Origin of the sequence: Paenibacillus anaericanus (genome assembly GCF_003994475.1) — a bacterium.
Lineage (GTDB): Bacteria > Bacillota > Bacilli > Paenibacillales > Paenibacillaceae > Fontibacillus > Fontibacillus anaericanus.
In genome coordinates, this window is the sequence record NZ_RZNY01000017.1 from 38,237 (window position 1) to 61,762 (window position 23,526).

The 23,526-nt window shown below is 42.3% G+C and carries 20 protein-coding genes; 2 read left to right on the forward strand and 18 right to left on the reverse strand.

Annotated features, from left to right (window positions below; all coding sequences use genetic code 11):
- Positions 1-25: 25 nt before the first annotated feature.
- The 15 genes from gltC to EJP82_RS19105 form a co-directional block, all read right to left on the reverse strand.
- Positions 26-949 carry a glutamate biosynthesis transcriptional regulator GltC gene (gltC, locus tag EJP82_RS19035; RefSeq protein WP_127193657.1) on the reverse strand — a complete coding sequence of 308 codons (924 nt, stop codon included), beginning with the start codon at positions 947-949 and terminating at the stop codon, positions 26-28.
- Between the two features lie 730 nt (positions 950-1,679).
- Positions 1,680-3,473, reverse strand: coding sequence for a thiol reductant ABC exporter subunit CydC (gene cydC, locus EJP82_RS19040; protein ID WP_127193658.1), 1,794 nt, complete (start codon positions 3,471-3,473; stop codon positions 1,680-1,682).
- Positions 3,470-5,191 (reverse strand): thiol reductant ABC exporter subunit CydD, encoded by a 1,722-nt coding sequence (gene cydD, locus EJP82_RS19045; RefSeq protein ID WP_127193659.1) that lies wholly within the window; start codon positions 5,189-5,191, stop codon positions 3,470-3,472. The genes cydC and cydD overlap by 4 nt, the downstream gene beginning before the upstream one ends.
- Positions 5,191-6,207, reverse strand: a complete 1,017-nt coding sequence (gene cydB / locus EJP82_RS19050; RefSeq protein WP_127193660.1) for a cytochrome d ubiquinol oxidase subunit II — start codon at positions 6,205-6,207, stop codon at positions 5,191-5,193. The genes cydD and cydB overlap by 1 nt, the downstream gene beginning before the upstream one ends.
- Positions 6,194-7,597 carry a cytochrome ubiquinol oxidase subunit I gene (locus tag EJP82_RS19055; protein WP_127193661.1) on the reverse strand — a complete coding sequence of 468 codons (1,404 nt, stop codon included), beginning with the start codon at positions 7,595-7,597 and terminating at the stop codon, positions 6,194-6,196. The genes cydB and EJP82_RS19055 overlap by 14 nt, the downstream gene beginning before the upstream one ends.
- Before the next feature lie 286 nt (positions 7,598-7,883).
- Entirely contained in the window at positions 7,884-9,545 is a 1,662-nt protein-coding gene (locus EJP82_RS19060; protein WP_341190885.1) for a hypothetical protein, read from the reverse strand.
- Entirely contained in the window at positions 9,545-10,333 is a 789-nt protein-coding gene (locus tag EJP82_RS19065) for an ABC transporter ATP-binding protein (RefSeq protein WP_127193662.1), read from the reverse strand. The genes EJP82_RS19060 and EJP82_RS19065 overlap by 1 nt, the downstream gene beginning before the upstream one ends.
- A gap of 141 nt (positions 10,334-10,474) precedes the next feature.
- Positions 10,475-11,941: a catalase gene (locus EJP82_RS19070; RefSeq protein ID WP_127193663.1), complete on the reverse strand. Its 1,467-nt coding sequence runs from the start codon at positions 11,939-11,941 to the stop codon at positions 10,475-10,477.
- A 232-nt stretch (positions 11,942-12,173) separates the two neighbouring features.
- The gene (locus EJP82_RS19075) at positions 12,174-13,160 is read right to left on the reverse strand and encodes a siderophore ABC transporter substrate-binding protein (RefSeq protein WP_127193725.1); all 987 of its coding nucleotides are present in this window, start codon (positions 13,158-13,160) and stop codon (positions 12,174-12,176) included.
- A gap of 56 nt (positions 13,161-13,216) precedes the next feature.
- Positions 13,217-13,975, reverse strand: a complete 759-nt coding sequence (locus tag EJP82_RS19080; RefSeq protein ID WP_127193664.1) for an iron ABC transporter ATP-binding protein — start codon at positions 13,973-13,975, stop codon at positions 13,217-13,219.
- On the reverse strand, positions 13,969-14,919 hold the full coding sequence (locus EJP82_RS19085) for an iron chelate uptake ABC transporter family permease subunit (protein ID WP_127193665.1): 951 nt from the start codon (positions 14,917-14,919) through the stop codon (positions 13,969-13,971). The genes EJP82_RS19080 and EJP82_RS19085 overlap by 7 nt, the downstream gene beginning before the upstream one ends.
- The gene (locus tag EJP82_RS19090) at positions 14,912-15,862 is read right to left on the reverse strand and encodes an ABC transporter permease (protein WP_127193666.1); all 951 of its coding nucleotides are present in this window, start codon (positions 15,860-15,862) and stop codon (positions 14,912-14,914) included. The genes EJP82_RS19085 and EJP82_RS19090 overlap by 8 nt, the downstream gene beginning before the upstream one ends.
- A gap of 316 nt (positions 15,863-16,178) precedes the next feature.
- Entirely contained in the window at positions 16,179-16,682 is a 504-nt protein-coding gene (locus EJP82_RS19095; RefSeq protein WP_127193667.1) for a hypothetical protein, read from the reverse strand.
- A 211-nt stretch (positions 16,683-16,893) separates the two neighbouring features.
- Positions 16,894-17,025, reverse strand: coding sequence for a DUF4023 domain-containing protein (locus EJP82_RS19100; protein WP_127193668.1), 132 nt, complete (start codon positions 17,023-17,025; stop codon positions 16,894-16,896).
- A gap of 82 nt (positions 17,026-17,107) precedes the next feature.
- Positions 17,108-18,046 (reverse strand): 1,4-dihydroxy-2-naphthoate polyprenyltransferase, encoded by a 939-nt coding sequence (locus EJP82_RS19105; RefSeq protein WP_127193669.1) that lies wholly within the window; start codon positions 18,044-18,046, stop codon positions 17,108-17,110.
- Positions 18,047-18,270: 224 nt separating this feature from the next.
- On the opposite strand from EJP82_RS19105, the gene EJP82_RS19110 reads away from it, so the two are divergent.
- Positions 18,271-19,473 carry an ArnT family glycosyltransferase gene (locus EJP82_RS19110; RefSeq protein ID WP_170220234.1) on the forward strand — a complete coding sequence of 401 codons (1,203 nt, stop codon included), beginning with the start codon at positions 18,271-18,273 and terminating at the stop codon, positions 19,471-19,473.
- A 62-nt stretch (positions 19,474-19,535) separates the two neighbouring features.
- Here EJP82_RS19110 and EJP82_RS19115 read toward each other — a convergent pair whose 3' ends face one another.
- Both EJP82_RS19115 and EJP82_RS19120 read right to left on the reverse strand, forming a co-directional pair.
- Positions 19,536-20,933: a sensor domain-containing diguanylate cyclase gene (locus EJP82_RS19115; protein ID WP_127193671.1), complete on the reverse strand. Its 1,398-nt coding sequence runs from the start codon at positions 20,931-20,933 to the stop codon at positions 19,536-19,538.
- A gap of 201 nt (positions 20,934-21,134) precedes the next feature.
- A complete protein-coding gene (locus EJP82_RS19120; protein WP_246054283.1) occupies positions 21,135-21,650 on the reverse strand; it encodes a hypothetical protein in 516 nt (171 codons plus the stop codon).
- Positions 21,651-21,877: 227 nt separating this feature from the next.
- On the opposite strand from EJP82_RS19120, the gene EJP82_RS19125 reads away from it, so the two are divergent.
- Positions 21,878-22,630, forward strand: a complete 753-nt coding sequence (locus tag EJP82_RS19125; RefSeq protein WP_127193672.1) for an SDR family NAD(P)-dependent oxidoreductase — start codon at positions 21,878-21,880, stop codon at positions 22,628-22,630.
- A 275-nt stretch (positions 22,631-22,905) separates the two neighbouring features.
- Here EJP82_RS19125 and EJP82_RS19130 read toward each other — a convergent pair whose 3' ends face one another.
- Complete coding sequence (locus EJP82_RS19130) at positions 22,906-23,505, reverse strand: DUF2785 domain-containing protein (RefSeq protein WP_246054285.1); 600 nt, start codon at positions 23,503-23,505, stop codon at positions 22,906-22,908.
- Positions 23,506-23,526 lie beyond the last annotated feature (21 nt).

Sequence of the window (23,526 nt, forward strand, 5' to 3'; positions counted from 1 at the left end):
GTAAAATGAATAAAAGAAGCCGGGCCTATAATGGCCCGGCTTCTTCTTCATTTGGCATGCCGAACATCGGCGACATATCCTTCAGGAAATCATAGAACAACTTCTCCGTAGGAGGTAACTCACGGTTGGTCGGAATAATAACACCGACGTCACGAGTTACATTCGATTCTGCAATTGGCAAACTTACCATGGAAGATGGTATATGCTCTCCTATAGCAATCTCAGGGAGAACTGTTAGTCCGAGACCGGCCGCAACCAATCCCTTAATTGCATCCAAATCGTCCCCCTCAAATGTCACCTTCGGCTTAAAGCCCAGATTGGCACAAGCGTTCACGACAATCTCCCGTAGTACAAAACCTTCAGGGAACAATACAAATAAATCATCCTTGAGCTCACTCAATTTCACGGAGGATTGACCCGCCAGCTTATGGCTAGATGGCAGTAGAGCCGTAAATTTCTCCTGAAACAATACCTCGCCTTTTATATGTGCTTCATGCAGAGGTACTGGCCCCATAATCGCCAGATTCATATCTCCCTTTACAACCCATTCGATTAATTCTTTATAGGATCCATGCTGTAATTGAAATAGTACCTTCGGATACTGTTCACGAAAAGCGGAAACAACTTTCGGAATCATCTGTGCTGCCAAACTACTAGGAAATCCAATCCGCACCATACCTTGTTCCGGATCGAGAAATTCACTTATTTCCTGCTGTGCATTCTCCATTACTTTCATTAAGTGTTCCATATGTGCCAGAAATAGTCGCCCAATCGGGGTCAGCCTAACTTTACGCCCTTCGTGAATAAACAAATCCACGCCAAGTTCTGACTCAAGCTTGAATATTTGTCTACTGACTGCCGATTGTGACACATGCAGAACATAAGAGGCTTCCGTTACATGCTCCAGCTTCGCCACTTCAATAAAATATTGAATCTGCCTCAGTTCCACCTTGCCACCTCCGTCTTCTTACCATGCCTGACTCTGCTCCTATTTCATGTAATAGTTAGGAACTCAAGCTTTATCAAAAAACTTCCATGTCATGTTATATAGGTTTATTCCCCATTATATAGGCTAACTGGCAGGAAGAGAAGCATCTAGATTTCGATTAGTAAAAATCTTATCTTACTATGGTTAACTAATGGGGCCTACTTTTAAACTACTAGACAGTCAAAAGTTCTTGTCGAAAAATAGTGGCATAGAAAAAATAACCTAATCAATCAAAGGTATAATATCCCAATATTCCTATACCCAAAAAAGGGGAGATCAATCGCTGATAGAGATGTGAGACTGAGATATGTCGTTAAGTCGAATCCATAAGCTAAGATTCAAGGTGAGAGGACATAGGATCCGCTATTATGCCCTTTTCAGGTCTTTTTTGAGTTTTGCGGACCTGAGATCCGTTATTCGTCTCCAATTGGAGTCATAATCAGAGATAATTGAGCGAATAGCGGAACCAGTGTCCGCATAGATCACAAAACAGCGGTATTTTCAGCAAATAACGGACTCAGTGTCCGCACGCACAAGTTCTCAACTAACATTTATAAGCACCCTTCGTGAAATTGACTGTCCAGTAAACAAAAAAAACACCTCCGGCTCCACTTCATTCTTAAGTGGGTCCGAAAGTGCCTTCAACTAATTTGTTAATATCCGATAACTCTACTTATACGTATTCCTAATCTTAAATCTCTGGTCGATCCAGATGATATAGATTACGGTACCTTGGTTCTCGTTCCATCAATTCGGTATGTGTACCGCGCATGAGAACAACTCCGTTCTCCATGAAAATAACTTCATCCATACACTCCGCTCCAACCAAATGATGCGTAACCCAAATCAGCGACTTCCCTTTCGTTGCGCTGAAAATCGTTGATAGCAGTTCCCGTTCTGTACGAGGATCTAACCCCACTGTTGGCTCATCAAGGATAAGTACGGGGTTATTCTGCAATAAGATGCGCGCTAAGGCGACACGCTGCCGTTCTCCGCCTGAGAAACGTTGTCCCGTCTCACGCATAGGGGTCTCAAGCCCCTCAGGGAGTGACTTCACTAACTCATCTAGCTGTGCCAACTTACTCGCCTCAGCAATGTCTTCATCTGACGCCTCTGGGTTACCCAGTCGAATATTATTAGCTATCGTCGTGTCAAATAGATGTGGTCGTTGATTCAGTACGGAAACCACCTTCGAGATATCATCCCCGAAATCCGTAGCAGGAAGACCATTGATCGTAACGGATCCTACTCCAGGTGCAATAGCACCTTGTATTAGCTTCAGCAAAGTTGATTTGCCCGCACCGCTGCGACCAATAATTGCGATTCGCTTGCCCTGTGGGATATCCAGTGAAACGCCATCAACGGAATTAACGTCATCAGCACTATAGGCAAACTTTACATCTCGGAGCTCCAGCACAGCGCTACGAGATGCTACGCTAAGTGCATCCTTACTAACACTAGAATCCGAACCATCTATAGTCACGGACAGATCCGCTTGTCCATTTTTATCCGCATTCAGCCCACCCTCTAAAGTAGTACCCGAAATACGGTCCAACCTACTCAGTGATTCACCATACTGAGGAACCCGCTCCATCGCTTCAGATACAGGGAGGAATGCATCTGCAAGTGGAAACACGACCAATACGAAAGCTACGATTAATACGGGATCGATACTTCCAATAGCCACTTGCCCTGCAGACCAATACACCATCGAAACTACAATCGCAGCTACAACCAGTTGCCCGATTAAACTTCTCCATCTGGCCCAAGTCCGTAGTCTACGCTCTTTCCGGGCTACAACCGCTTCATCCCGCTCATATGATTCTAGAAATTCTGCATGTCGACCACTAATGACCCAATCGCTAATGCCCATAACGGCATCAGTCAACTTCTGATATAGACCATTGCGCTCACGTTTCACTTCGATATTCGTAGCTCTAGTCAGCATGAGGGAAATGTAAGGAAGCACCGCCACCAAAATAAAAATGTACAGTGCAACCAAAGCCGCGAACATAATATCAAATCCGCCCAACCCAATAACTGCTGCCGCATAAAGAATCAAAGCTACTAAGCTCGGAAACACCGTACGGATATATACGTTTTGTAACTGCTCAATATCATCAGCCAGTACGCTTAGGATATCTCCAGTCCGATAACGCGAAGAAATGAATAGCGCTTGTGGTTCTAGAATTTTATATAACTTCACCCGCATTTTAGACAAAATACGTAGCACCGTGTCATGACCAACTAACCGCTCTACATAATGGAGTACAGCCCGACCGATACCAAACGTTCTTACTCCGACAATCGGCACATATACCATGAGAATATTGTATGGCTGCAGGGACGACTTGGAGATCAAGAAACCGGAGGTGAACATGAGCATTGACGCGGAGAGCAGTGTAAGTGCACCCAAGATCAAATAGAGTGCAAAGCGTCCGCTATACATCCGGAAGTACGGTCTTATCCATTGCTCCTGCTTCATTGTATCCCCTCCTGTTGTAATGCTACCAACTGATGATAAACCCCTTTACTGCTTATCAATTGTTGATGCGTTCCCATCTCCGCCACTCGCCCTTGTTCCATAACGATGATGTAATCCATATCTCGCATCCAGTGCAACCGATGAGTGGCTAGAAGTATAAGCTTACCCTCGAACAATGGCAGCATCGTATCTTTCAGTTCATACTCTGTTTCAATATCGAGATGTGCAGTCGGCTCATCTAACAAAATAATCGGGCGCTCACTGAGTAGAGCACGGGCTAACGCCACACGTTGCTCCTGGCCACCACTTAGATCTCGACCACCACCACCGATAAGCTCATCATACCCGCCAGGTAAACCACGGACTACTTGGTCCAATCCCGCTGCCGCAGCAGCCTTCTCTATCGCATCATTTGACGCATCTGGTGAATAGAAGCTGATATTATCACGGAGAGAACCACTGAAAATATATGGATTTTGCGGAATGTAAGTAATTTGCTCTCGCCAAGCTGATTGAGTCAAGTCACCTACTGAAACACCATTTATTTCAAAATTTCCGGAAGTCGGGCGCAAAAAGCCTCCAAGCACATCAATCAGGGTTGATTTGCCAGCCCCACTCTCACCGATGATACCAATCTTCCCTACAGCCCCAAATTGCAATTTAACACCATCAAGCGAAGGTTTGCCGTCCACTTCATGGCACACACCAATGGAGGACAAGGTCAAGGTACTCTCCTGTGTCCAGCCAGGGAGCGTCGATTTCTCCGTAGTTTCTTTCTCCGCAGCGCTGATGATCGCTTCCATCGCTTCGCCTGCTTCTTTTCCATCCAAGGTGGCATGGAAATCTGCTCCAACCATTCGTACAGGGAGGAAATACTCCGGTGCCAAAATCAGCACAGTCAGACCTGTAAGCAGCGTCATTTCACCATCAACAAGTCGAAGTCCTAAACTAACAGCTACTGAAGCCACGGATAACATCGTGAAGAAGTCCAGGGCGAATGAAGATAAGAACGCAACACGGAGCGTTCGCATCGTCGCAGAACGATAAGAGTTGCTGACCCTGTCGATTGACTCACTGTGTTGCTTACTTCGCCCCAGAAACTTTAGCGTCTCCAATCCACGCAATGAATCCACGAAATGATTAGATAACATCCGGTAAGACTCAAACTGACGATCAATGTGTTTACGTGCTGTCATTCCGATCAAGATCATAAAGATAATTAGGATCGGCATCGTGATCGTCAGGATAACACCAGATTCCACGTCCTGCATAAATACATAAGCCAGAATAAGTATCGGTGTCATTCCCGTTGCCAGCATCCGCGGTAGGAACAACTCCAAGTAGTTACGGAATTTAATCACGCCTTCAATGACTAACGTAACTAAATTTCCTGTCCCTTCTTTCCCCGCAAAACGAGGCCCTAACTGAAATAGCTTCTCCATAACCTGCTTACGCAAATCTCTTCCCGTATGCTCCGCGAAACGGTAAGCTACCTTCTGTTGAATTAAACTGCATAACTGCCTCACTATAAAAGAAAGCAGGAACAACCCGATTCCCCCGAGTTGCGCCTGCAGCTTAGCGCCGGCAAACAAGGCGGAGAGGACCTCCGCCAACCATTTGGCCTGCATAATGATCGCAACACTTTGGATCAGTGTCAAACCGGCCATGACCACAAGAACCGATTTGATACCTGCCCATTTCATTAAACCGCGACCCATTAGTATTCCAGATGCTCCTTCTCATGAACCCGTTTATGGAAGACAAAATAGCTCCATATCTGGTATCCCAATACAAACGGTAATAGGGTCAGTGAAACAATGGTCATAACCTTAAGGGAATACTGACCTGAAGCCGCGTTATGAATCGTCAATGAGAAAGCATCGCTAATCGAACTGACCATAACACGTGGGAACATACCAATAAAGATGGAGGAGAATCCCAATGCGATAAGCCCTCCAGTCATACCAAATGCCCATCCGTCTCTCTTCTTAGAAATAAACCGACCGGCAAGTAGGAACACTACCACACCAATAACAGCAATTATGCTTAGAAGTAAACCGCGAGCTTCAAAGATATCTGTCTGGAAGTACGTCATTACACCTAGCACTACAAACAGTGCCGCAAGTGGAATAAGTAATTTGTGAGCTAATTTACGAGCACGCTCTTGCAAACTTCCTGTAGTCCGCAAAGATGTGTACATTAAGCCATGCACAAGACATAACACAACAACAGTAATGCCGCCTACTAATGTATATGGATTTACCATATCGAACAATCCGGCCTTCATTTCCATGTCAGCATCGATCGGCAATCCCTTCATCATCCCTGTAAACACTACACCCAGCAAGAATGGAGGCAATAAACTTCCTAGGAAAATGGAGATATCCCATGTTTTTTTCCATTTCCCGTTATCCACTTTCCCGCGGAATTCAAATGCGACACCCCGGGCAATCAGTGCGAGTAACAAGACGACCAGCGGTGTGTAATATCCACTGAACATAGTGGCATACCAGTTCGGGAAAGCTGCGAACATCGCGCCCCCTGCTGTAATTAGCCACACCTCATTCGCATCCCAGAAGGGACCAATTGTATTGATCAATACTCTTTTCTCCATATCGTTCTTGGCCAAGAACTTCGTACTCATTCCGACCCCGAAATCGAATCCTTCTAGAAAGAAAAACCCTACAAACAATACTGCAACAAGCACGAACCAGAGTTCATTAAGAGATAGCATGGTTACCCTCCTTACCAAATGGATCTGCTGAATGGTCATCATGATTATCTTCAGCGTATGGACCACTCTTAATAACTTTGACGAACAAGTACACCATGACCGCACCAAGTGCCGCGTAAATTGTAGTGAAACTGATCACTGAGAACAAAATTTGTCCTGAAGTAACACTAGGTGAGATACTATCCTTCGTTTGCATGAGTCCGAACACGGTCCATGGTTGACGACCAATTTCCGTCATGACCCATCCCGCTGTATTCGCAATGAATGGTAGCGATATCGACCACAACATGAGCTTATAATACCATTTGTTTGGAGACTCTAATTTTTTGCGCTTCATCAGATATAAACCCCAGAGACCAAGTACAATCATCAATGACCCAGCAGCAACCATGATCCGGAAACTCCAGAACGTTGTGCGCACAGGTGGAATGTAGTCGCCTGGTCCATAAGTTTGCTCATATTCCGCTTGAAGCTCATTGATCCCTTTCACTTCACCAGTGAAGCTACTGTAGGACAAGAAGCTGAGCAAGTACGGAATTTGTATTTCGAAATTATTCTTTCCATTTTCTGAATCAATATGAGCATATACCGTCCATGGAGCTGGGTCACCACTCTTACCCCACAGAGCTTCAGATGCTGCCATCTTCATCGGTTGAGTTTCCACCAAGTACTGAGCTTGCTGGTGACCGAATAACGCTGTACCCAACGAAGAAATCAGACCAACAATAATCGCAATTTGGAACGATTTCTTAAAGAATTTAACGTCTTGTTTCTTTAATAGTTTATAAGCACTGACACCTGTAATGAGGAAGGCCCCCGTGGCAAACGCACCCAGAACGGTATGCGGGAATTCCACCAACAACTGCCCATTGGTAATCAGCGCAAAGAAGTCGTTCATCTCAGCCCGCCCATTGTTGATCTCAAATCCAACAGGATGCTGCATAAACGAGTTAGCTGCTAAAATCCAGAACGCTGAAACCGCCGTACCAATCGCAACGAGCCAAATGCAGAGCAAATGAACACGTTTGGATAAACGATCCCAACCAAAAATCCATAATCCAATAAATGTTGATTCCATAAAGAATGCAAATAGCGCTTCAACCGCTAGCGGTGCGCCAAACACGTCCCCTACAAATCGCGAGTAATCTGACCAGTTCATACCAAACTGGAACTCCTGAAGAATACCAGTAACCACCCCTACTGCAAAGTTAATCAGGAACAGCTTCCCCCAGAACTTCGCCATACGTTTATACTCTTCTTTACCCTTCACAACATACATAGTTTCCATAATTGCAATGAGCAGCGCCAGACCAATGGACAGCGGCACGAAGAAGAAGTGGAAAATCGTTGTGGTTGCAAATTGAAGGCGCGCAAGCATGATCGGATCCATAAATTTCTTCCCTACTTTCTTTCTTTGTTTATCTTTTTTTATCTATTGTGAATTCTATCACGGAAAAATTAAAATGAACGCCGTAAAAGTAATAATTTTGTGACAAGAATCACATGACTAATGTCACAATTATGAAGAATATCTGATTTCCGCACTATAGCGCCCTTTTCCTTCATCAGACTACCTATGTGTTTGTGAAAAAACTGTGACTGCCCCATTGATTCTTGATCAACAGGGCAGTCATTGTAAGTTAAGTTTTAGAGACAGTGAACCTTAAATTCTCATTTTATATCTGAATCCCACGCTGTAATATAGCCTTGGAAAATGCCCATTTCCATACAGCAAGGTTTGCAACGACCAAGACTACAATATAACCATAAACACCATAATCTAAACTCGTAGCCAGCCAGTGAAGAAACGCGAACACTGCCAATAGTAGCATCAGGGGAATCACTCGTATGCTCTCCGCCTGTTGTCCTCCTTCGAATGCCTCGGAAAAAGGGAGGGCTTTGCGCATACAAGCAAAACAAATCACAGTATAGAGCGTGAAACTTAGTGCCACCACGATCAAGTCCGGAATAATCACTGCGCCAAACAGAATCATAAAAACACAACTATCTAATATAAACAGTGGCAACAACAATCGAACTAGGCAAGCTTTCAGTGCCCCCCTGTAAATAGGTGCATGGTCCGATATTGGAGCAGCCTGATATATCCATGATGCCTTATATTTAGCGGAATATCTTAGCATGATTACAAGTGTCGGAACTAGTATTGCACAGAAATAGATAAGCAAATACTTCTTCGTACCTACTAGATCAAGGGACCCATTACCAGAAAAATCACTAAACAAGAATATAAAGGGGAATATAATAGAGAGCCCGATTGAGGGATATACCTTGAGCTTAAACTCTCGCTCTTTCCCCATCATGGTCCAAGCAAAGTTGAAAAACACCCTTTCCTGTGGGTCTCTACATAATAAACTGTTTACACGTCTTAATAGGAATCCTTTTTTCTTCCGACTCCGCCCTCCAGGATCAGCTAGTTTTTGCAGATTTCTCTCTAGGGATGGCATCAGTTTGATATAGAGTAGAAAGGCCGCAATCGGTACAAACACTGCCAATAATGAAAATAGAATAAACAAAGGTTCATTCACACCGTGGAGTAGGCTCTCAAAGGACGCCCCGAACCAAATAGGAGGGAGGAAGAACTGCCACCACTTCGCATGGAAAACAACTTCTAAATCTACGACACCAAACATTCGTATAAGCAGTTGATAACCAATCGTAATTGATATTGTGAGACCGATCTGTACATAGTTGATCATGTCCTTGAGCTTCTCACCGTCGAAGAACTTTAATATCGCCAAATATACCAATGCGGTAATGACGACAATCAGCAGATCCATCAGAATAAGCTCCAGCAGGAATAGTAGGAAGAACCCTACCCCATGCCGAATTAATCCCGCGACCAGCGGTATACCTGATATAGCACCTGTCAGGAAGAACATGTAAATCAGGATGTGTATGGTCTTAGCCATGGCAATCGTCTTCCGACTTATCGGTTTAGTAGACAATATGTTTCGGTCACGAATATCAAGTAACACCGCCGAAAAGTCGGAAATAAGCGAGGTCAAAATCATGAACATGAATACACCAAACACCGTACTCATCTGAAAAATATAATTATCTCCCATCAAAATAAATGGGGTACTCATTAATCCAAATAAAATATACAACCATAATGATCGAATAAATTGATTGCCTTCCGGGGCGCCTTTGCCGTCTTTCTTCTTCGAAGACTTCGTGATGATGGTGGGTACTCTTCTAGCATCCATCGTCAATTTAGTCTGAAGTATACGGCGCATGACAGGGTAATCAATGCCTGATTTTTCAAATAACCTACTAAACTTATCCAGTATCTTCAGTGAACGATAATCTTTCATCATTACACCTCTTGCACAATAGATACGAATTTTTCCGCGATAGCCCTGTGCTCATTAAATCCAGTTAATTGATTGAAAATCTGCTCCAATGATCCTTCATGACTTTGAGCCTTAAGCTCTTCAAAGCTACCGTCGGCAACAATTCGCCCACCGTCTAGCAAAATAATCCGGCTACTGATCTTCTCTACCACATCCATAATGTGTGAGGAGTAGAAGATCGTCTTCCCACCAGCCGCAAGCAATGCCAACATTTCTTTGACAACCATAACACTATTAGCATCTAGACCACTTAGGGGCTCGTCAAGAAAAAGAATATCAGGATTATGCAGCAAGCTTGAAATGATCAATACCTTCTGTTTCATCCCTTTGGAGAAAGTCGCAATCCGGGCGTTGGACACATCCTGCAGCCCGAAGCTTTCCATCAATTTAATTCCCTTAAGTTCTGCGTCTACTGCTTTTAGTCCATATAATTCGCCGATAAAAGACAGATATTCCAACGCGGTCAGCGTGTCGTACATTTCTGCAATTTCCGGAACATAACCTATCCTTTTCTTGTAATCAACCTTTCCATCACTGGGGCTTTGCCCAAGTACACTCACATCACCACTGTAACCCTCCACCAGGCCAAGCATAATCTTAACTGTAGTACTCTTACCTGCACCATTCGGACCTATGTATCCAATAATTTGACCAGGATATACTTCAAGATCAACCCCGTTCAACACATATTTATCACCATATTTCATTCTAAGATCACTTATCCGGATAACCGGTTCTCTTGTATTTTTCATTATCACTACTCATCTCCTCCCCAAGCTACTTCCATTTTACCATAATTTTCTCAGTCGTTTTGAGGTTGAGTAGTAAATCATATTAAAAAGACGAAGCTCCACATAAGGAGCTTCGTCCATTGATATCGCCGTAATACTTACTTATTCACTCTTAGGGGCACCAGACATAAATCCACTGATATCAACACCAAGTCCCTCTGCAAGGCGCATACCGTACTCTACATCGGCACGGAAGAAATTGCAGATCGCCCGAAGTTGAATCTCTTCATTCGTCGCACGGAGATCATTCACCATGTTACGGATCAGATTATCCCGCTCTTCCGGTGTGAAGCTACGATATAGTTCACCCGCTTGGGTAAAATCATCCGTCTTAGCGATTTTCTGACGTCCGACTTCTCCCTGTAGTGGCATAACACTGTCACGGTAAGCTGGATCTTCCTTTGGACTGCTATCTAAGCTATTTGGTTCATAGTTAACAGGGGAAAGATCTTGATTCACATTCATCTGACCGTCCCGCTGATGATTTCGTACCGCTGCATAAGGGCAGTTAACAGGAATTTGCAAATAATTAGCTCCCAGGCGATAACGCTGCGTATCCGGGTAAGAGAACAAACGACCTTGAAGCAATTTATCCTCGGAAGGCTCGATTCCTGGAACGAGCGTGCTCGGCGAGAATGCGGCTTGTTCTACTTCAGCGAAGAAGTTTCCTGGATTACGATTCAGTGTCATCGTACCAACCTTCTCCAATGGATAATGATCTTCTGGCCATACTTTCGTTGGATCAAGAGGATCAAATCCCCATTTATCCAGATCTTCAACAGGCATTAATTGTACATGCAAATCCCATTGTGGGAATTCTCCCTTGGCAATATGCTCATGAAGATCACGAGTCGCATGATTGAAATCATTCCCTTGTACTTCCTTAACTTCGTCGGCAGACAAATTAACTACACCCTGCCGTGTTTTCCAAGTATATTTCACATAGATTGCTTTACCTTCAGCATTTATCCATTTGTAGGCATGGACACTGAAACCATCCATCTGACGATAATTTGCTGGCGTTCCGTTATCCGATAATAACCAGGTCATCATATGTGTTGATTCCGGTGTCAACGTCATGAAATCCCAATAACGAGCTGGATCCTGAATATTGGTATCAGGAGCAGGTTTCAGTGAATGCACCATGTCTGGAAACTTAATCGCATCGCGGATGAAGAATACTGGCAGGTGATTACCTACGATATCGTAATTTCCTTCCTCGGTGTAGAACTTCACTGCAAATCCACGTGGATCACGTGCCGTTTCTGGGGAACCTGTGCCATGAATTACTGTCGAGAAGCGAACAAAAACTGGTGTCTCACGTCCAGCTTCTTGAAGGAAATGCGCCCGTGTATATTGGGACATGCTTCGCTCAGTTACGAATACACCGTGAGCACCTGCCCCACGTGCATGCACTACACGTTCTGGAATCCGCTCACGGTCAAAGTGAGCTATCTTCTCTAATAAATGATAATCCTCTAGCAATGTCGGTCCATTCTGGCCCGCTGTACGTGAATTTTGGTTGTCACCAACCGGCGCACCTGTATTTGTTGTCAATCTTTCTTTCATATATACACAACCTTTCGAATTGTTATATTTAGACTTGGTCTAAGTTCTTAAGTAAATTGTATCATGCAGACTTGCTATAGTGCATGAAGATTTCATGACAAATTGATGAAGAATACTTTAACCTAAAGCCGCGCCCCCGCTGGGTTCAAGCTATCTAACACAAAGAGGCTGACCCACAAGTAGCATAAACTACTTGCAGGTCAGCCCCTATCCAAAATCTACTGTTATTAATTTATTTGATACCCTCTTGTACCTCATTTAACATTGCCGGTACGGACAACAATCCACCACCAGAGAGATACCAGTAACTCGGATCAAGGTAAATAATCTTGCCATCTTTGTAGGCATTGGTCTTCTTGACCAATTCGTTCTCTACCAACTTCGAAGCAGGATCTACTGCTTCTGCTCCCTCACTAACTACAGCATCACGATCGACAACGAATAGATAATCTGGGTTCTTCTCAGCAACATATTCGAAGGAGATGCTATCTCCATGAGTGGAGACTTTAATACCCTCATCTACAGGAGTTATACCAAACACATCGTGTATTATACCAAAACGTGAACCTGTTCCATATGCACTAACCTTCCCACCAGAAGTAAGGATGATCAAACCCTTCTTACCACTTGCCGCTGTTTGGTCATGAAGCGCTTTGATAGAATCGTTAATCGTTGCTAATTCCTGCTCTGCTTCGGCCTTTTTACCAAATATATTAGCTAATTCGTTTACATTACTCGTAAAAGAATTCATAAAATCAGCCGTATCTACGCCCATGAAGATCGTTGGAGCAATCTTATTCAGCTCTTCGTATGCTTCAGAAGAACGACCAGAGATAAAGATCACATCTGGATCAAGTGCGTTCAGCTTCTCAAAGTCTGGCTCAAACAGCGTTCCCGCATTTGTATATTTGGAATCTTCATATTTTTTGAGGTGTGCTGGAAGATTACCTTGTGGTACAGCCGCTACTTCAACGCCTAATTTATCCAATGTTTCTAACACACCATAATCGAATACAACAACAGTGCCAGGGTTTTTCTTCACGGTAGCTGTACCCAGTTTATGAGTAATCTTAAGTTCTGTTTCCTCTGCTGGAGCTGCAACTGCCGTATCCGTCGAATTCGTACTTCCTGTATTCTTGTTAGAATTCGCTGCTCCATTACTGCTATTATTGGATCCACATGCTGCCAATACAACAACCATAATTATTGCCATAAACATCAAAGAAAATTTCTTATTCAATGAATTCACCTCATAATTTATTTTGTTTTAACTAGTCATCTAAAATAAACGCAAATTTTATTGCCCCCGATTATTTCAACTGGAATGTCCATATCGTAAACTTCTTTCAATACAGCCGAATCCATGATTTCGTCGGTAGTGCCTTCCTTTATAATAATTCCGTCCTTGAGTGCGACTATATAGTCGGAATAACAAGAGGCAAAATTGATGTCGTGAATGACGATAATAACCGTTTTTCCAAGCTCGTCAACGAGCCTTCTTAGAACTTTCATAATCTGTACCGAATGCTTCATGTCTAAATTGTTTAGCGGTTCATCAAGTAAAATGTAGTCCGTGTTCTGTGCGATAACCATAGCGATAAATGCTCTTTGCTTCTGACCACCACTGAGTTCATCTAAATATTTGTCCTGCATAGATCCAAGGTCCATATAAGCGATAGCTTCATCTATATGGATCCAATCCTCTTTGGTCAGTTTGCCTTGTGAATAAGGGAAGCGTCCAAAGCTAACCAATTCCTTTACCTTCAACTTAATGTTGATATGATTTGACTGCTTTAGGATCGAAATTTTCTTCGCAAGCTCGCCGCTTTTCCAACTACCGATTTCCTTATCATCGATCAAAATTTCGCCTTCGTCTTTGGTAATCAGACGGCTAATCATCGACATCAGTGTACTCTTACCCGCTCCGTTAGGACCGATGAACGAGGTGATTTTACCCTTAGCAATATCAACGTTAACGCGGTCGACCACCATTTTACCGCCGTATTTCTTGGAAACTCCCCTGACCTTTACCACGATTTATTCTCCTTTAGCAGTAGATAGATGAAGTACACCCCACCTATAAAGTTGATGATCACGCTTAATGAAGTGGAGAAAGTGAATACTCGTTCAAGAATCAGTTGACCGCCAACTAAGGCAATAAAACTGATAAGCGACGCACCTGCGATCAACTGTTTATGACGGTACGTATTCAGGAACTGGTAGGCGACATTTGCCACAAGCAGCCCTAAGAAAGTAATCGGACCTACTAATGCAGTTGCAATGGAAATCAGGATAGCGACGACAATCAACATCCGCTTAACCACATAATCGTAACTGATACCCAAGTTAACCGCGTGATCTCGGCCGAGGGCAAGTACATCTAAGTACTTGTTAAACTTGGCAAAATAGATCCCCGTCAGTAATACACCCGCCAAAGCGATGAGTAAAATATCTGAATTGACGTTGTTAAAACTAGCGAACATTTTGTCCTGTATAACAAGAAATTCGTTAGGATCAATTAGTTTCTGCATAAACGACGACAGACTAGAGAAAAAGGTGCCGAAGATCAATCCAATCAATAGCAAGTGATATATATTACGTCCTTCTTTTTTGAAGAGCATCCTATAAAGTAGTCCAGCGAATAATACCATCAAGCCAACGGCAAGAATAAAACGGAAATTCTTATTCATCATGGTTAAGGTAGTTGAACCAAACAAGAACACGATCAATGTCTGTATGAGCATATACAGTGAATCCAGCCCAATAATACTTGGGGTCAAGATACGGTTATTCGTGATCGTCTGAAATACGATGGTGGAGAAAGCTATGGCCGTTCCGGTGAGGAGGATGGCAAACAATTTTTTGCCTCGTCTAGGTAATACATAATCCCAATGTCCTCCTACATCAATCGTCATAAATATAACAGCGAGCAGAATTGAAATGCCGACAAGGATACTTAGTTTTGTTCTATTACTCATATGACTTTCTCCTCATCAGCATGTACAGAAATATACCACTCCCGATAACTCCAACGGTCAGACCGATAGGTACTTCATAGGGGTAAATTACTACTCTCCCTAGAATGTCACATGCTAGAACGAATACCGCTCCAAGTAGTGCCGTGTGAGATAGGTTGTTCTTCAGGTTATCTCCTAAATACATCGTCACCAGATTCGGGACAATGAGTCCTATAAAAGGAATCGAACCAACAGTAAGCACGACAACTGAGGTAACCAAGGCAACTAATACAAGCCCCAGGTTAACCACCTGCTTATAGTTCAACCCCAAATTAACTGCGAATTCCTCACCCATGCCCGCAACCGTAAATTTATTTGCATATAAATAGGCCGCTACGACGAGTGGGACGCTTATGTAAATAAGTTCGTATCGTCCCTGCATGATCATCGAGAAATCGCCATACAGCCAAGCCGACATGCTCTGAATTAGATCATATTTATAGGCGAAAAAGGTAGTTGCCGAGCTAACAATACCGCCGAACATCAGGCCAACCAGCGGAATAAATATGGTGTCTTTATATTTCACTCGATCTAGAATCTTCATAAAAATGAAGGTTCCGGTCAATGAGAATATAAAGGCTACTGACATTTTCCCAAGCGGCCCTACAGATGAGAACAGAAGCATAGAGACCATGATCCCGAAGCTAGCTGAATCCATTGTACCTGCCGTCGTCGGGGATACGAATTTATTCCGGGTCAATTGTTGCATGATCAGGCCAACGATACTCATGCTGACCCCAGCAATAATGATACTAATCAATCTCGGAATTCGACTAATCCATAAAATCTCCCATTGGTCACCAGTAAGATGAAAAATATCAGTTATTGATATACTTTTAACACCAATAAATAGAGAAAGTACCGAAAATGCAATAAGTAATGCTGCTAAATATATTTTCTTCATGTATTGACCTTACTTTCCTTCCTCACGTCTGAGAAAGTTGATGTCACTGCCGGCAAGACAGTTCATTAATAATGATATTCATTATCATTTAGACTAAATTATAACGTCTTTTTTTTTGAACTGTCAACTATTTTAAAATTAAAGATTTAATTGGGGGCGATACGATATGTACCTGTGACAGGGATATATCCCATAGAACACAGAAAAGCGAAGAAGGGATTGTTCTCCCTACTTCGCTAAGAGACTGCATTATGTCGATTAAATAAGTGAACTTCTATTGTGGTGGATAGTGGCTACCAGAGCAAAAAATGATTCATCACGAACGTTTTCTCGGCGCTATCATTACACCAACCCCAATGACAATTAGTGCGATAGCCAGAACCGGTTGCCCGAAAATAAACCGGTTATAGAGTGCTCCAAAGGAGAACACAGCGAAGAATAGAACCGACAAACCTCCTAGAATGTTAATAGGAATCAGCAACCATTTGTTTCGATCTGTGAACCAGTAAAATTCGAACAACCCTACTGCTGGAGCCGCAATGAAACCGGGCCACAGATATTCCCAGCTATCGAATAAAGTTGCAATTTGGCACACGAGGCCAACAGTAAACAAAATCCCCCCCGGAATTAGGAGACCCGATCCTCTTCTACCTGTCATTGAGAAGTACATCCAGTGAAAAAACAATCCTAGAGGGATGACAAATATGGTCGGCCAAAAGTTACCGAACAGCGTACCCGCGGTGAGGGCCTCTTTACGGAAGAACAGCAAGTATACGCCAAGTAGGATAACAAGTGGGCCGATCCATGATTTTTTATTCATCGCGCTTTCTCTCCTTTACCTATGTATTGATCTTATAACAGCATACTACATTAAGATTAAGCGTTCTTCGGTCTCTAGGGAAGATATTTACTAGACCTAAGTCCAGTTATTTGGGCAGATCAACAAGAGGGAAGATAATTCTTCTCCTAAGGAGCATAGGAATAGTAAAAAGAGGCGCCCCCAGCTAAGCTGTGGGACACCTCCTTCTTGTCTACTTTTGTGTACCGTGTTGTTTGTTCGGTAGTCGCCCTGAAGGACTTCCTTTGCCATTATGAATTTTGTTCTTTTCTTCCTTCGCCTGTGTATCATGAACCTTCTCAACAAAATCATGCGTGTTCTCCAATGATCTGGCCTCCTTTGCGGGTAATATCTTTCCCAGTTACTATGCCCGTTTACGAAGCAATCTAAAAACATCCTCCATTACATTACATCAACAGTACTGCAATTCCTAAGGCAACAATACGTGCCACATTACTCAGCACGAAATTTTTGACTGCTAGACTAAATGTAAGCCTCTTGGTTGGTTGTTCTGCAAATCGCATAACATTTTTGTGCACCGGAATTACTGTACAGAGGACGAGTAGCAAAATTAGTGGATTTACGCCTAAAAAGTAAAGCACGATTAAATCAGCATATGACGCATAATACATAAGTTTAAATAGAAGCAATGCATTCGATTTACCTATATAAATAGGTAAAGTATATCTTTTGTTCTCAATGTCCTCGTCCATATCGCAAATATTATTTGCGAGCATAATGTTCGCAATACATAAGATCGCTGGAATCGAGATTAGGAATATGAGGACCACTTCAAGCAATTGTACATTTAGACTGACAACCCCGCCCTGCAACGTCAAGGATGCAAGTGCATCTCCGACATGAATGTACGTAGACACAAAAATAATAACAAAACCCATAAATAAACCAGAGAATATTTCTCCTAGTGGCATTCTTGAAATTGGGATGGGGCCAAATGAATATAAGATACCCACCGCAAAAGACAGACCCCCGAGTAACAGTACCAGAAGTCCTGACTGTACAACAAGCATAATGCCTGCACCAATAGCAATCAGTAGCAATGCTATAATCAAACTTAGCACTCTAGATGGATGCATCTTGTGCTTAACGATCGCATTGTGGACTTCGTACCCGTAGCCTCTCGTCTTGACGGCCTTATGATAATCATAATAGTTGTTGATAGCCGTAGTGGCCATGTCGAAGCTGAGTAACGAGAGAAACATTAATCCAAAGTTGTAGACGTGAAATTCTTGAAATCGGAACACTGCGTATACCGTTCCAATGAAAAAGGGAATTATACTCGCTACTTTAGTTCTTAATTCTACAAGTTCAAAAAATTTCTTCATTTCCTTTTCATCATCCTTATGAGCTATTGAGTGATATGTCTTAAATGATGATATCTAATTTTTGGAATAATATCAAAAGAAATTAACATATATCACGTCTCCCAGACGCCTAATCTATTAGTAAGATAATTAATTTCATTGACTGAAATTAAAAGGTTCCTCTATAGTTATTATTGGATTGGTCAATGTTGGAAAAATTCATACTAAAGGATGACAAACTACTCATGAATAAACCCTCAGATTCTTCAATCTTTGCTCGAAAAGCACTACCATTTCTTATATTAATATTTGTTCTGGCTATACTACTTAGATCGTTATTTGTGTTCGTCACAGGAACCCAGGACTTCTTAGAAGGGGATGGCGGAAATTACTATACTATGATCCAGCAGTTAGCCCAAGATCATGTATACTCCTACGGAAGTGAAGATCCTAACTCCCGTGTGACGCCGGGGTTTCCTATATTTGCTTATATTGTACTCTCCGTATCTTCCTTTAATATCGATCTTTATAAATGGGTGCAAATTCTAATTGGCGCTGCCACAATATTACCGGTGTACTACTTTATTAAAGCAAACACTCGAGCAGTATACGGACTGATAGGCGCTTTATTTGTCGCTCTTTATCCACCCTTTATCTATATGACGGGCTTGTTTCTAACTGAGACCCTATTTGTATTTTTACTAGCCTTGTTCTTTGCATCATGGCAACGCATGTGGAATAAGCCTTCCCTTTGGAATATTATATTAAACGCTGCCTTATTAAGTTGGGGTATTCTCACCCGTCCAGGGATGTTGCCCATAATCTTCATCGCTGCACTATTTCTTGTGCTGTCAAAATCCAAACGTCGAATTCTGTTCCCATATCTACTTACAGTCGCCGTATGCTTCTTACCATGGGTTCTGCGGAACTATATTGTCCTGCATGAGTTTACGATCCTTGCCGCTGGAAGCGGAAATGCTCTTCTTGCTGGAGCCTTTCCTTATTTCAAAGAGAGTGCCAATTACACAGAAATGTACGCTCTCGGCTTAAGTCAGTCCCAATATGGTATGCGCGTCATTCTAAATGGACTAAGTGATCAATTCTTCTATTACTTGGGTTGGTTCTCGTATGGTAAGCTGTATTATCTCTTCAGTAATATGTGGGTTTCTAGTAGCCTAAACTTTCCTAAGTTATATGTTTATGGTGGAGTACTACTCCATTACGGCATTACCGCTTGCTCTATACCCGCACTACTCTATTTATTAATTAAGAAGAACTTCATGGCCTTCTGCTTCACTGGAATGTTGTTATTCCAACTTTTATTTATCCCAACAGCCCGCTATGGCGCTCCCTTCTTTATCCTCACCGTCATGTCAGTTGGGCTTGCTGCTTACTCGCTTCAGAAAGGGACTAAGCAAGTAGTAACTCTAAAAAAAATGACTGATTAAGTTATACTTTAACAAATGCTCTCCAGTTTCTATGATCCTAGTAAAAGGGTGAGCCCAAGGGCTCACTCTTTTGTGTAGGCTATCTCACCATATATCTTATATACGCCACCATTATCCCTCTTGGCACTGTACATCGCTTCATCGGCCTGCCGGATCATCTCTTCTAGAGTTCCCGTACCCTCCAAAGAAATACAAATTCCAATACTCGCTCCAGCTGTCAGATTAAATCCATGATGGACAAACCCCTCAGTCAAGCTAGCTCTAATCCGATCAGCTACCTTAACCACCCGCATCTCATCCATTTCGGTCAACAGCACGACAAATTCATCACCGCCCAGCCGGCATACCGTATCCTGTTCTCGAATAAGTTCCAACATCCGCCCAGCTATATCCTTCAGTAATAAGTCTCCTGCTGCATGACCATATGTATCATTAACATCTTTAAAATTATCTAGATCAATGAACAATATTGCTATAGGAAGATAGCCACGCTTACAGTATTCCTCGAATTTATTACTTAGCATCGTGCGATTAGGTAATCCTGTGAGCTCGTCATGATAGGCCAGGAATTCTATTCCTCCCTCCATCTGTTTACGCTCTGTGATATCAATCATGATACCCTCCAGCCGAATAAGATGATTCAGAGGGTTCAAATGTGGCCTAGCCCGATTCTGCACCCACTTTATGTCCCCATTCGGGCAAATGATCCGATACTCTTTCACCGTATTCATTTGCCAAATTAGTAACTCCTTCTGGCCCATATCGAATATATGTTGATCATCCGGATGAATAATCTCACGAAACTGCTTAGCATCTTGACTGAATATCTCAGCATTGAATCCGAAAATATGTTCAAGTCCTTTCGAAACACTCAGCTGAGAGGCACTTAGATCATAGGTCCAAATCCCTATGGATAAATCCTCTAAAGTCGACCTAAGTTGCTCCTCGCTGCTCTTAGCCCTAAACCACAGTTTCTGCATCATTTTCGTATATACTAGAGAAAATATCGTAGTAAAAATACCGAATACAATAATATAGATCAAGTCCCGGCTGCTCATTTCCGGAAGTGTTTGAAATTTTAATTGATAAAAGAAATAAATGCTAGATACAACATAGAGCACACCTGATAACAAAACAGCTCGAAGATCAAGGTAAAATAAACATAATAATGGCGCAAATCCCAGAAAAATATAATTAATTAAATAGGGGTCACCGGCGATTAAGAAATAGAAAAATAAAAATAGGAAGCATACAGTCAGTAGCATCGTAAAAATTGGCCAGCGCTTGATCCATACCAGCAGTGCCGGAATCGACAGTAAGATCAAACTGACTAATGGATTAATAGCCGAGAAACTGCCCTCAACTAGCAAATTGATAATGAGAGCTGATCCATAAAAAATAACTAATAGCTTCAACATCCATATATTTTTTTGATGTATCCGATCCGTTTCTTCGTTCATTGTCCCCACTCTTTTCCTTTTATAGGAGTAAAGAACTATACCTAAAGTAATAGTATACTAAATTACCCCGTCCTGCCATATTAATATCCCTAAGGATTAAAATTTTCATTTCAAAAAAAACTATCCCAATAGTAGATGCTTTCTACCATAGGATAGCTTTTGGATAATGACTAGAAGAGGCAGGATGTCATATTATTCATTTCAAGGAATGTATTGCTGTACAATCCGCACAACTTGCCCATTCTTAATGGTTATATGATAAGGAAATTGGCTTAAATCAATCAGATCACTCTGCGAAAATATCTCTCCAAACTTCGCTAAACTGATAAACTCATTCCAGTGAATGTCCAAATCCTCTATATTTCCTGAATGATCATAAATCTGCATCAATACCTCAGCATCCTTCGCCAAGGGATAATGGGTTAGTTGCTCATCGTCGTTAACGATGTAATACCCATCTGGAGGTCCATCTATTCCCGCATCGGGTTCATGTTCTTGGAACGCAACCTCCGCCTCCTTGCCTTCATACCATTGGATCGGATCCACAATAATTTCATTGCCATCCTTGCCGATATGTAATTGGTCTATATATACGCTAATCGTGCTAGAATCTTGTGGTACAGGCTTATATTCAGGCTCGGCTGCTCTTGAACCGGGCGTCAGCGACATTGTTACAATAAAGAATAGGGGAATCATTACGGCAATCAGTTTTTTCATGGTTAGGGTTCCCGCCTTTCTGTTCTTCGGTCTATGTTTATTATATGACGGAGGGGAAAAAAAAGGGTCACAACAAAGTTAAAACGGATGACAAAATCTTCTTTACTTAGAGAGACAACCCTTCTATTATTTAAAATTCCGTAGTATTTTAACGGTAAGTTTTGGTACAGTAGTTCTATGTCTTGGGCAATGATCCCGCTATATCTAAATTTAAAGGAGAAATCAACATGAGCAATTGCAACTTGCAGAGTAAATATGCCTTGATTACAGGCGCTAGTAGGGGGATTGGTAAGGCCATCGCACTTGAGCTAGCCAAGGCAGGGACTAACATTATGATTAATTACTACGGCGATGACAAAGAGGCTGCAGATGTGAAGCGTCAGGTAGAATCCCATGGAGTTCAGGCAGAAACGTTTCATGCTGACGTCAGCGACCCTTCTCAGGTGCGGGACATGTTTGCCGCAGTGGATACCCTATTCGGTAAGTTAGATATTCTTGTTAACAATGCAGGAATCGCCCAAACCGTCAAAGTTACGGAGATGACAGACGAACAGTGGGATCGAATGATCAAAATTCATCTATATGGCACATTTAATACTTCTCGCGAAGCGGCTTGCCGAATGTCGGCACAAAAATCCGGTAAAATCATTAACGTGACATCAGATCTAGCCAGTCAGGGCGCTGCTGAGCTATCTCATTATGCGGCAGCCAAAGGTGGTATTACAGCCTTTACCAAATCACTTGCACGTGAGCTTGCCCCTTATGTACTCGTGAACGCAGTTGCTCCTGGTGGAACTTTTACAGATATTCGTTCTTCCTTAGAAGAAGGCCAAGACAAGGATGATTCGCGTTATATACTGGGTCGACTCGCCTTTCCTCAGGAGATCGCAAGATCAGTAATGTTCCTAGCTTCTGATGATGGTAATATCTATACTGGTCAAGTGCTAGGTGCTAACGGCGGCAGCGTAATGAACGGATAGGCCACAGCCGGGCGTGACCAGTGATAGCCTTTGGACATAACGCCTGGAGAACGATATACATACAACAGCGATATCCCTTCATAGTTGCAAGTTCGTCCCTCATAAATAAACAGGGTAACATCATTTTAGATGTTACCCTGTTTTTGTCTGATTAGGTGTTATTATCGTTCGATCGACCAAGGGGAAAATGTTCCCTGAGGGCTATTGTTTGCCTGTACTGTATTTGAAGTGGAGACAGACAAGTGAGGGTGCTTTTTCCCTCACTTGTTTCTTAATTAGGAATAGTATACTTTTTCAAATTTAAATAATGTATGCTCGATAGTTGGGCAGAGATCGGCATCTACTTTATAAAATTTAACTCGAAAGTATAAACTTTTTAAAAAGTTCTTTATATTATTTTTTTGCTTAAAAGCAGGAAGAAATTCTGAACTTTTCTCCACATCACCAAAACTTTGAATCCATTGCTCTACATAAGTCTGACTTAGCATTTTTCTATTTAAAACACTGATTATGGGTCTTACCATTCTCTCATCCTCACCATCGGAGTAAATTCGATCTGTTATGGTCATCTTTTCGTAAACCAAATCGAGGATGGTTATGAGGTCATTCTTATCCAGTTCGGAACATTGAGCCAAATCGTCTAAAGCATCTGCCGCATGGGCTATGGCATGAGCCCAGCCTTTTTCTTCGTCATACCCACGGTAATCTCGCTCTTCTTGTAAACTGTGAAATACTTTCTCTTTTATCTGTTGAATTTGCTCTTTTGAGAGAAATGGTGATTCTCTATGCTTCATGATGAGGAGCGGTATGACTAGCATAGAGAAAGATCGAGTGAAGACAGAATCTGTATTTGTTTCACCAAGCTTAAAATGCAAATGGTTTTTATCCAAAATAAC

Excerpts from the sequence above, each read along its gene's own strand:
- cydC (WP_127193658.1), bottom strand. The coding sequence starts at position 3,473 with ATGAAGCAGGAGCAATGGATAAGACCGTACTTCCGGATGTATAGCGGA.
- cydD (WP_127193659.1), bottom strand. The coding sequence starts at position 5,191 with ATGGGTCGCGGTTTAATGAAATGGGCAGGTATCAAATCGGTTCTTGTG.
- cydB (WP_127193660.1), bottom strand. The coding sequence starts at position 6,207 with ATGCTATCTCTTAATGAACTCTGGTTCGTGCTTGTTGCAGTATTGTTT.
- EJP82_RS19055 (WP_127193661.1), bottom strand. The coding sequence starts at position 7,597 with ATGGATCCGATCATGCTTGCGCGCCTTCAATTTGCAACCACAACGATT.
- EJP82_RS19060 (WP_341190885.1), bottom strand. The coding sequence starts at position 9,545 with ATGATGAAAGATTATCGTTCACTGAAGATACTGGATAAGTTTAGTAGG.
- EJP82_RS19065 (WP_127193662.1), bottom strand. The coding sequence starts at position 10,333 with ATGAAAAATACAAGAGAACCGGTTATCCGGATAAGTGATCTTAGAATG.
- EJP82_RS19070 (WP_127193663.1), bottom strand. The coding sequence starts at position 11,941 with ATGAAAGAAAGATTGACAACAAATACAGGTGCGCCGGTTGGTGACAAC.
- EJP82_RS19075 (WP_127193725.1), bottom strand. The coding sequence starts at position 13,160 with ATGTTTATGGCAATAATTATGGTTGTTGTATTGGCAGCATGTGGATCC.
- EJP82_RS19085 (WP_127193665.1), bottom strand. The coding sequence starts at position 14,919 with ATGAGTAATAGAACAAAACTAAGTATCCTTGTCGGCATTTCAATTCTG.
- EJP82_RS19090 (WP_127193666.1), bottom strand. The coding sequence starts at position 15,862 with ATGAAGAAAATATATTTAGCAGCATTACTTATTGCATTTTCGGTACTT.
- EJP82_RS19095 (WP_127193667.1), bottom strand. The coding sequence starts at position 16,682 with ATGAATAAAAAATCATGGATCGGCCCACTTGTTATCCTACTTGGCGTA.
- EJP82_RS19105 (WP_127193669.1), bottom strand. The coding sequence starts at position 18,046 with ATGAAGAAATTTTTTGAACTTGTAGAATTAAGAACTAAAGTAGCGAGT.
- EJP82_RS19110 (WP_170220234.1), top strand. The coding sequence starts at position 18,271 with ATGAATAAACCCTCAGATTCTTCAATCTTTGCTCGAAAAGCACTACCA.
- EJP82_RS19115 (WP_127193671.1), bottom strand. The coding sequence starts at position 20,933 with ATGAACGAAGAAACGGATCGGATACATCAAAAAAATATATGGATGTTG.
- EJP82_RS19120 (WP_246054283.1), bottom strand. The coding sequence starts at position 21,650 with ATGAAAAAACTGATTGCCGTAATGATTCCCCTATTCTTTATTGTAACA.
- EJP82_RS19125 (WP_127193672.1), top strand. The coding sequence starts at position 21,878 with ATGAGCAATTGCAACTTGCAGAGTAAATATGCCTTGATTACAGGCGCT.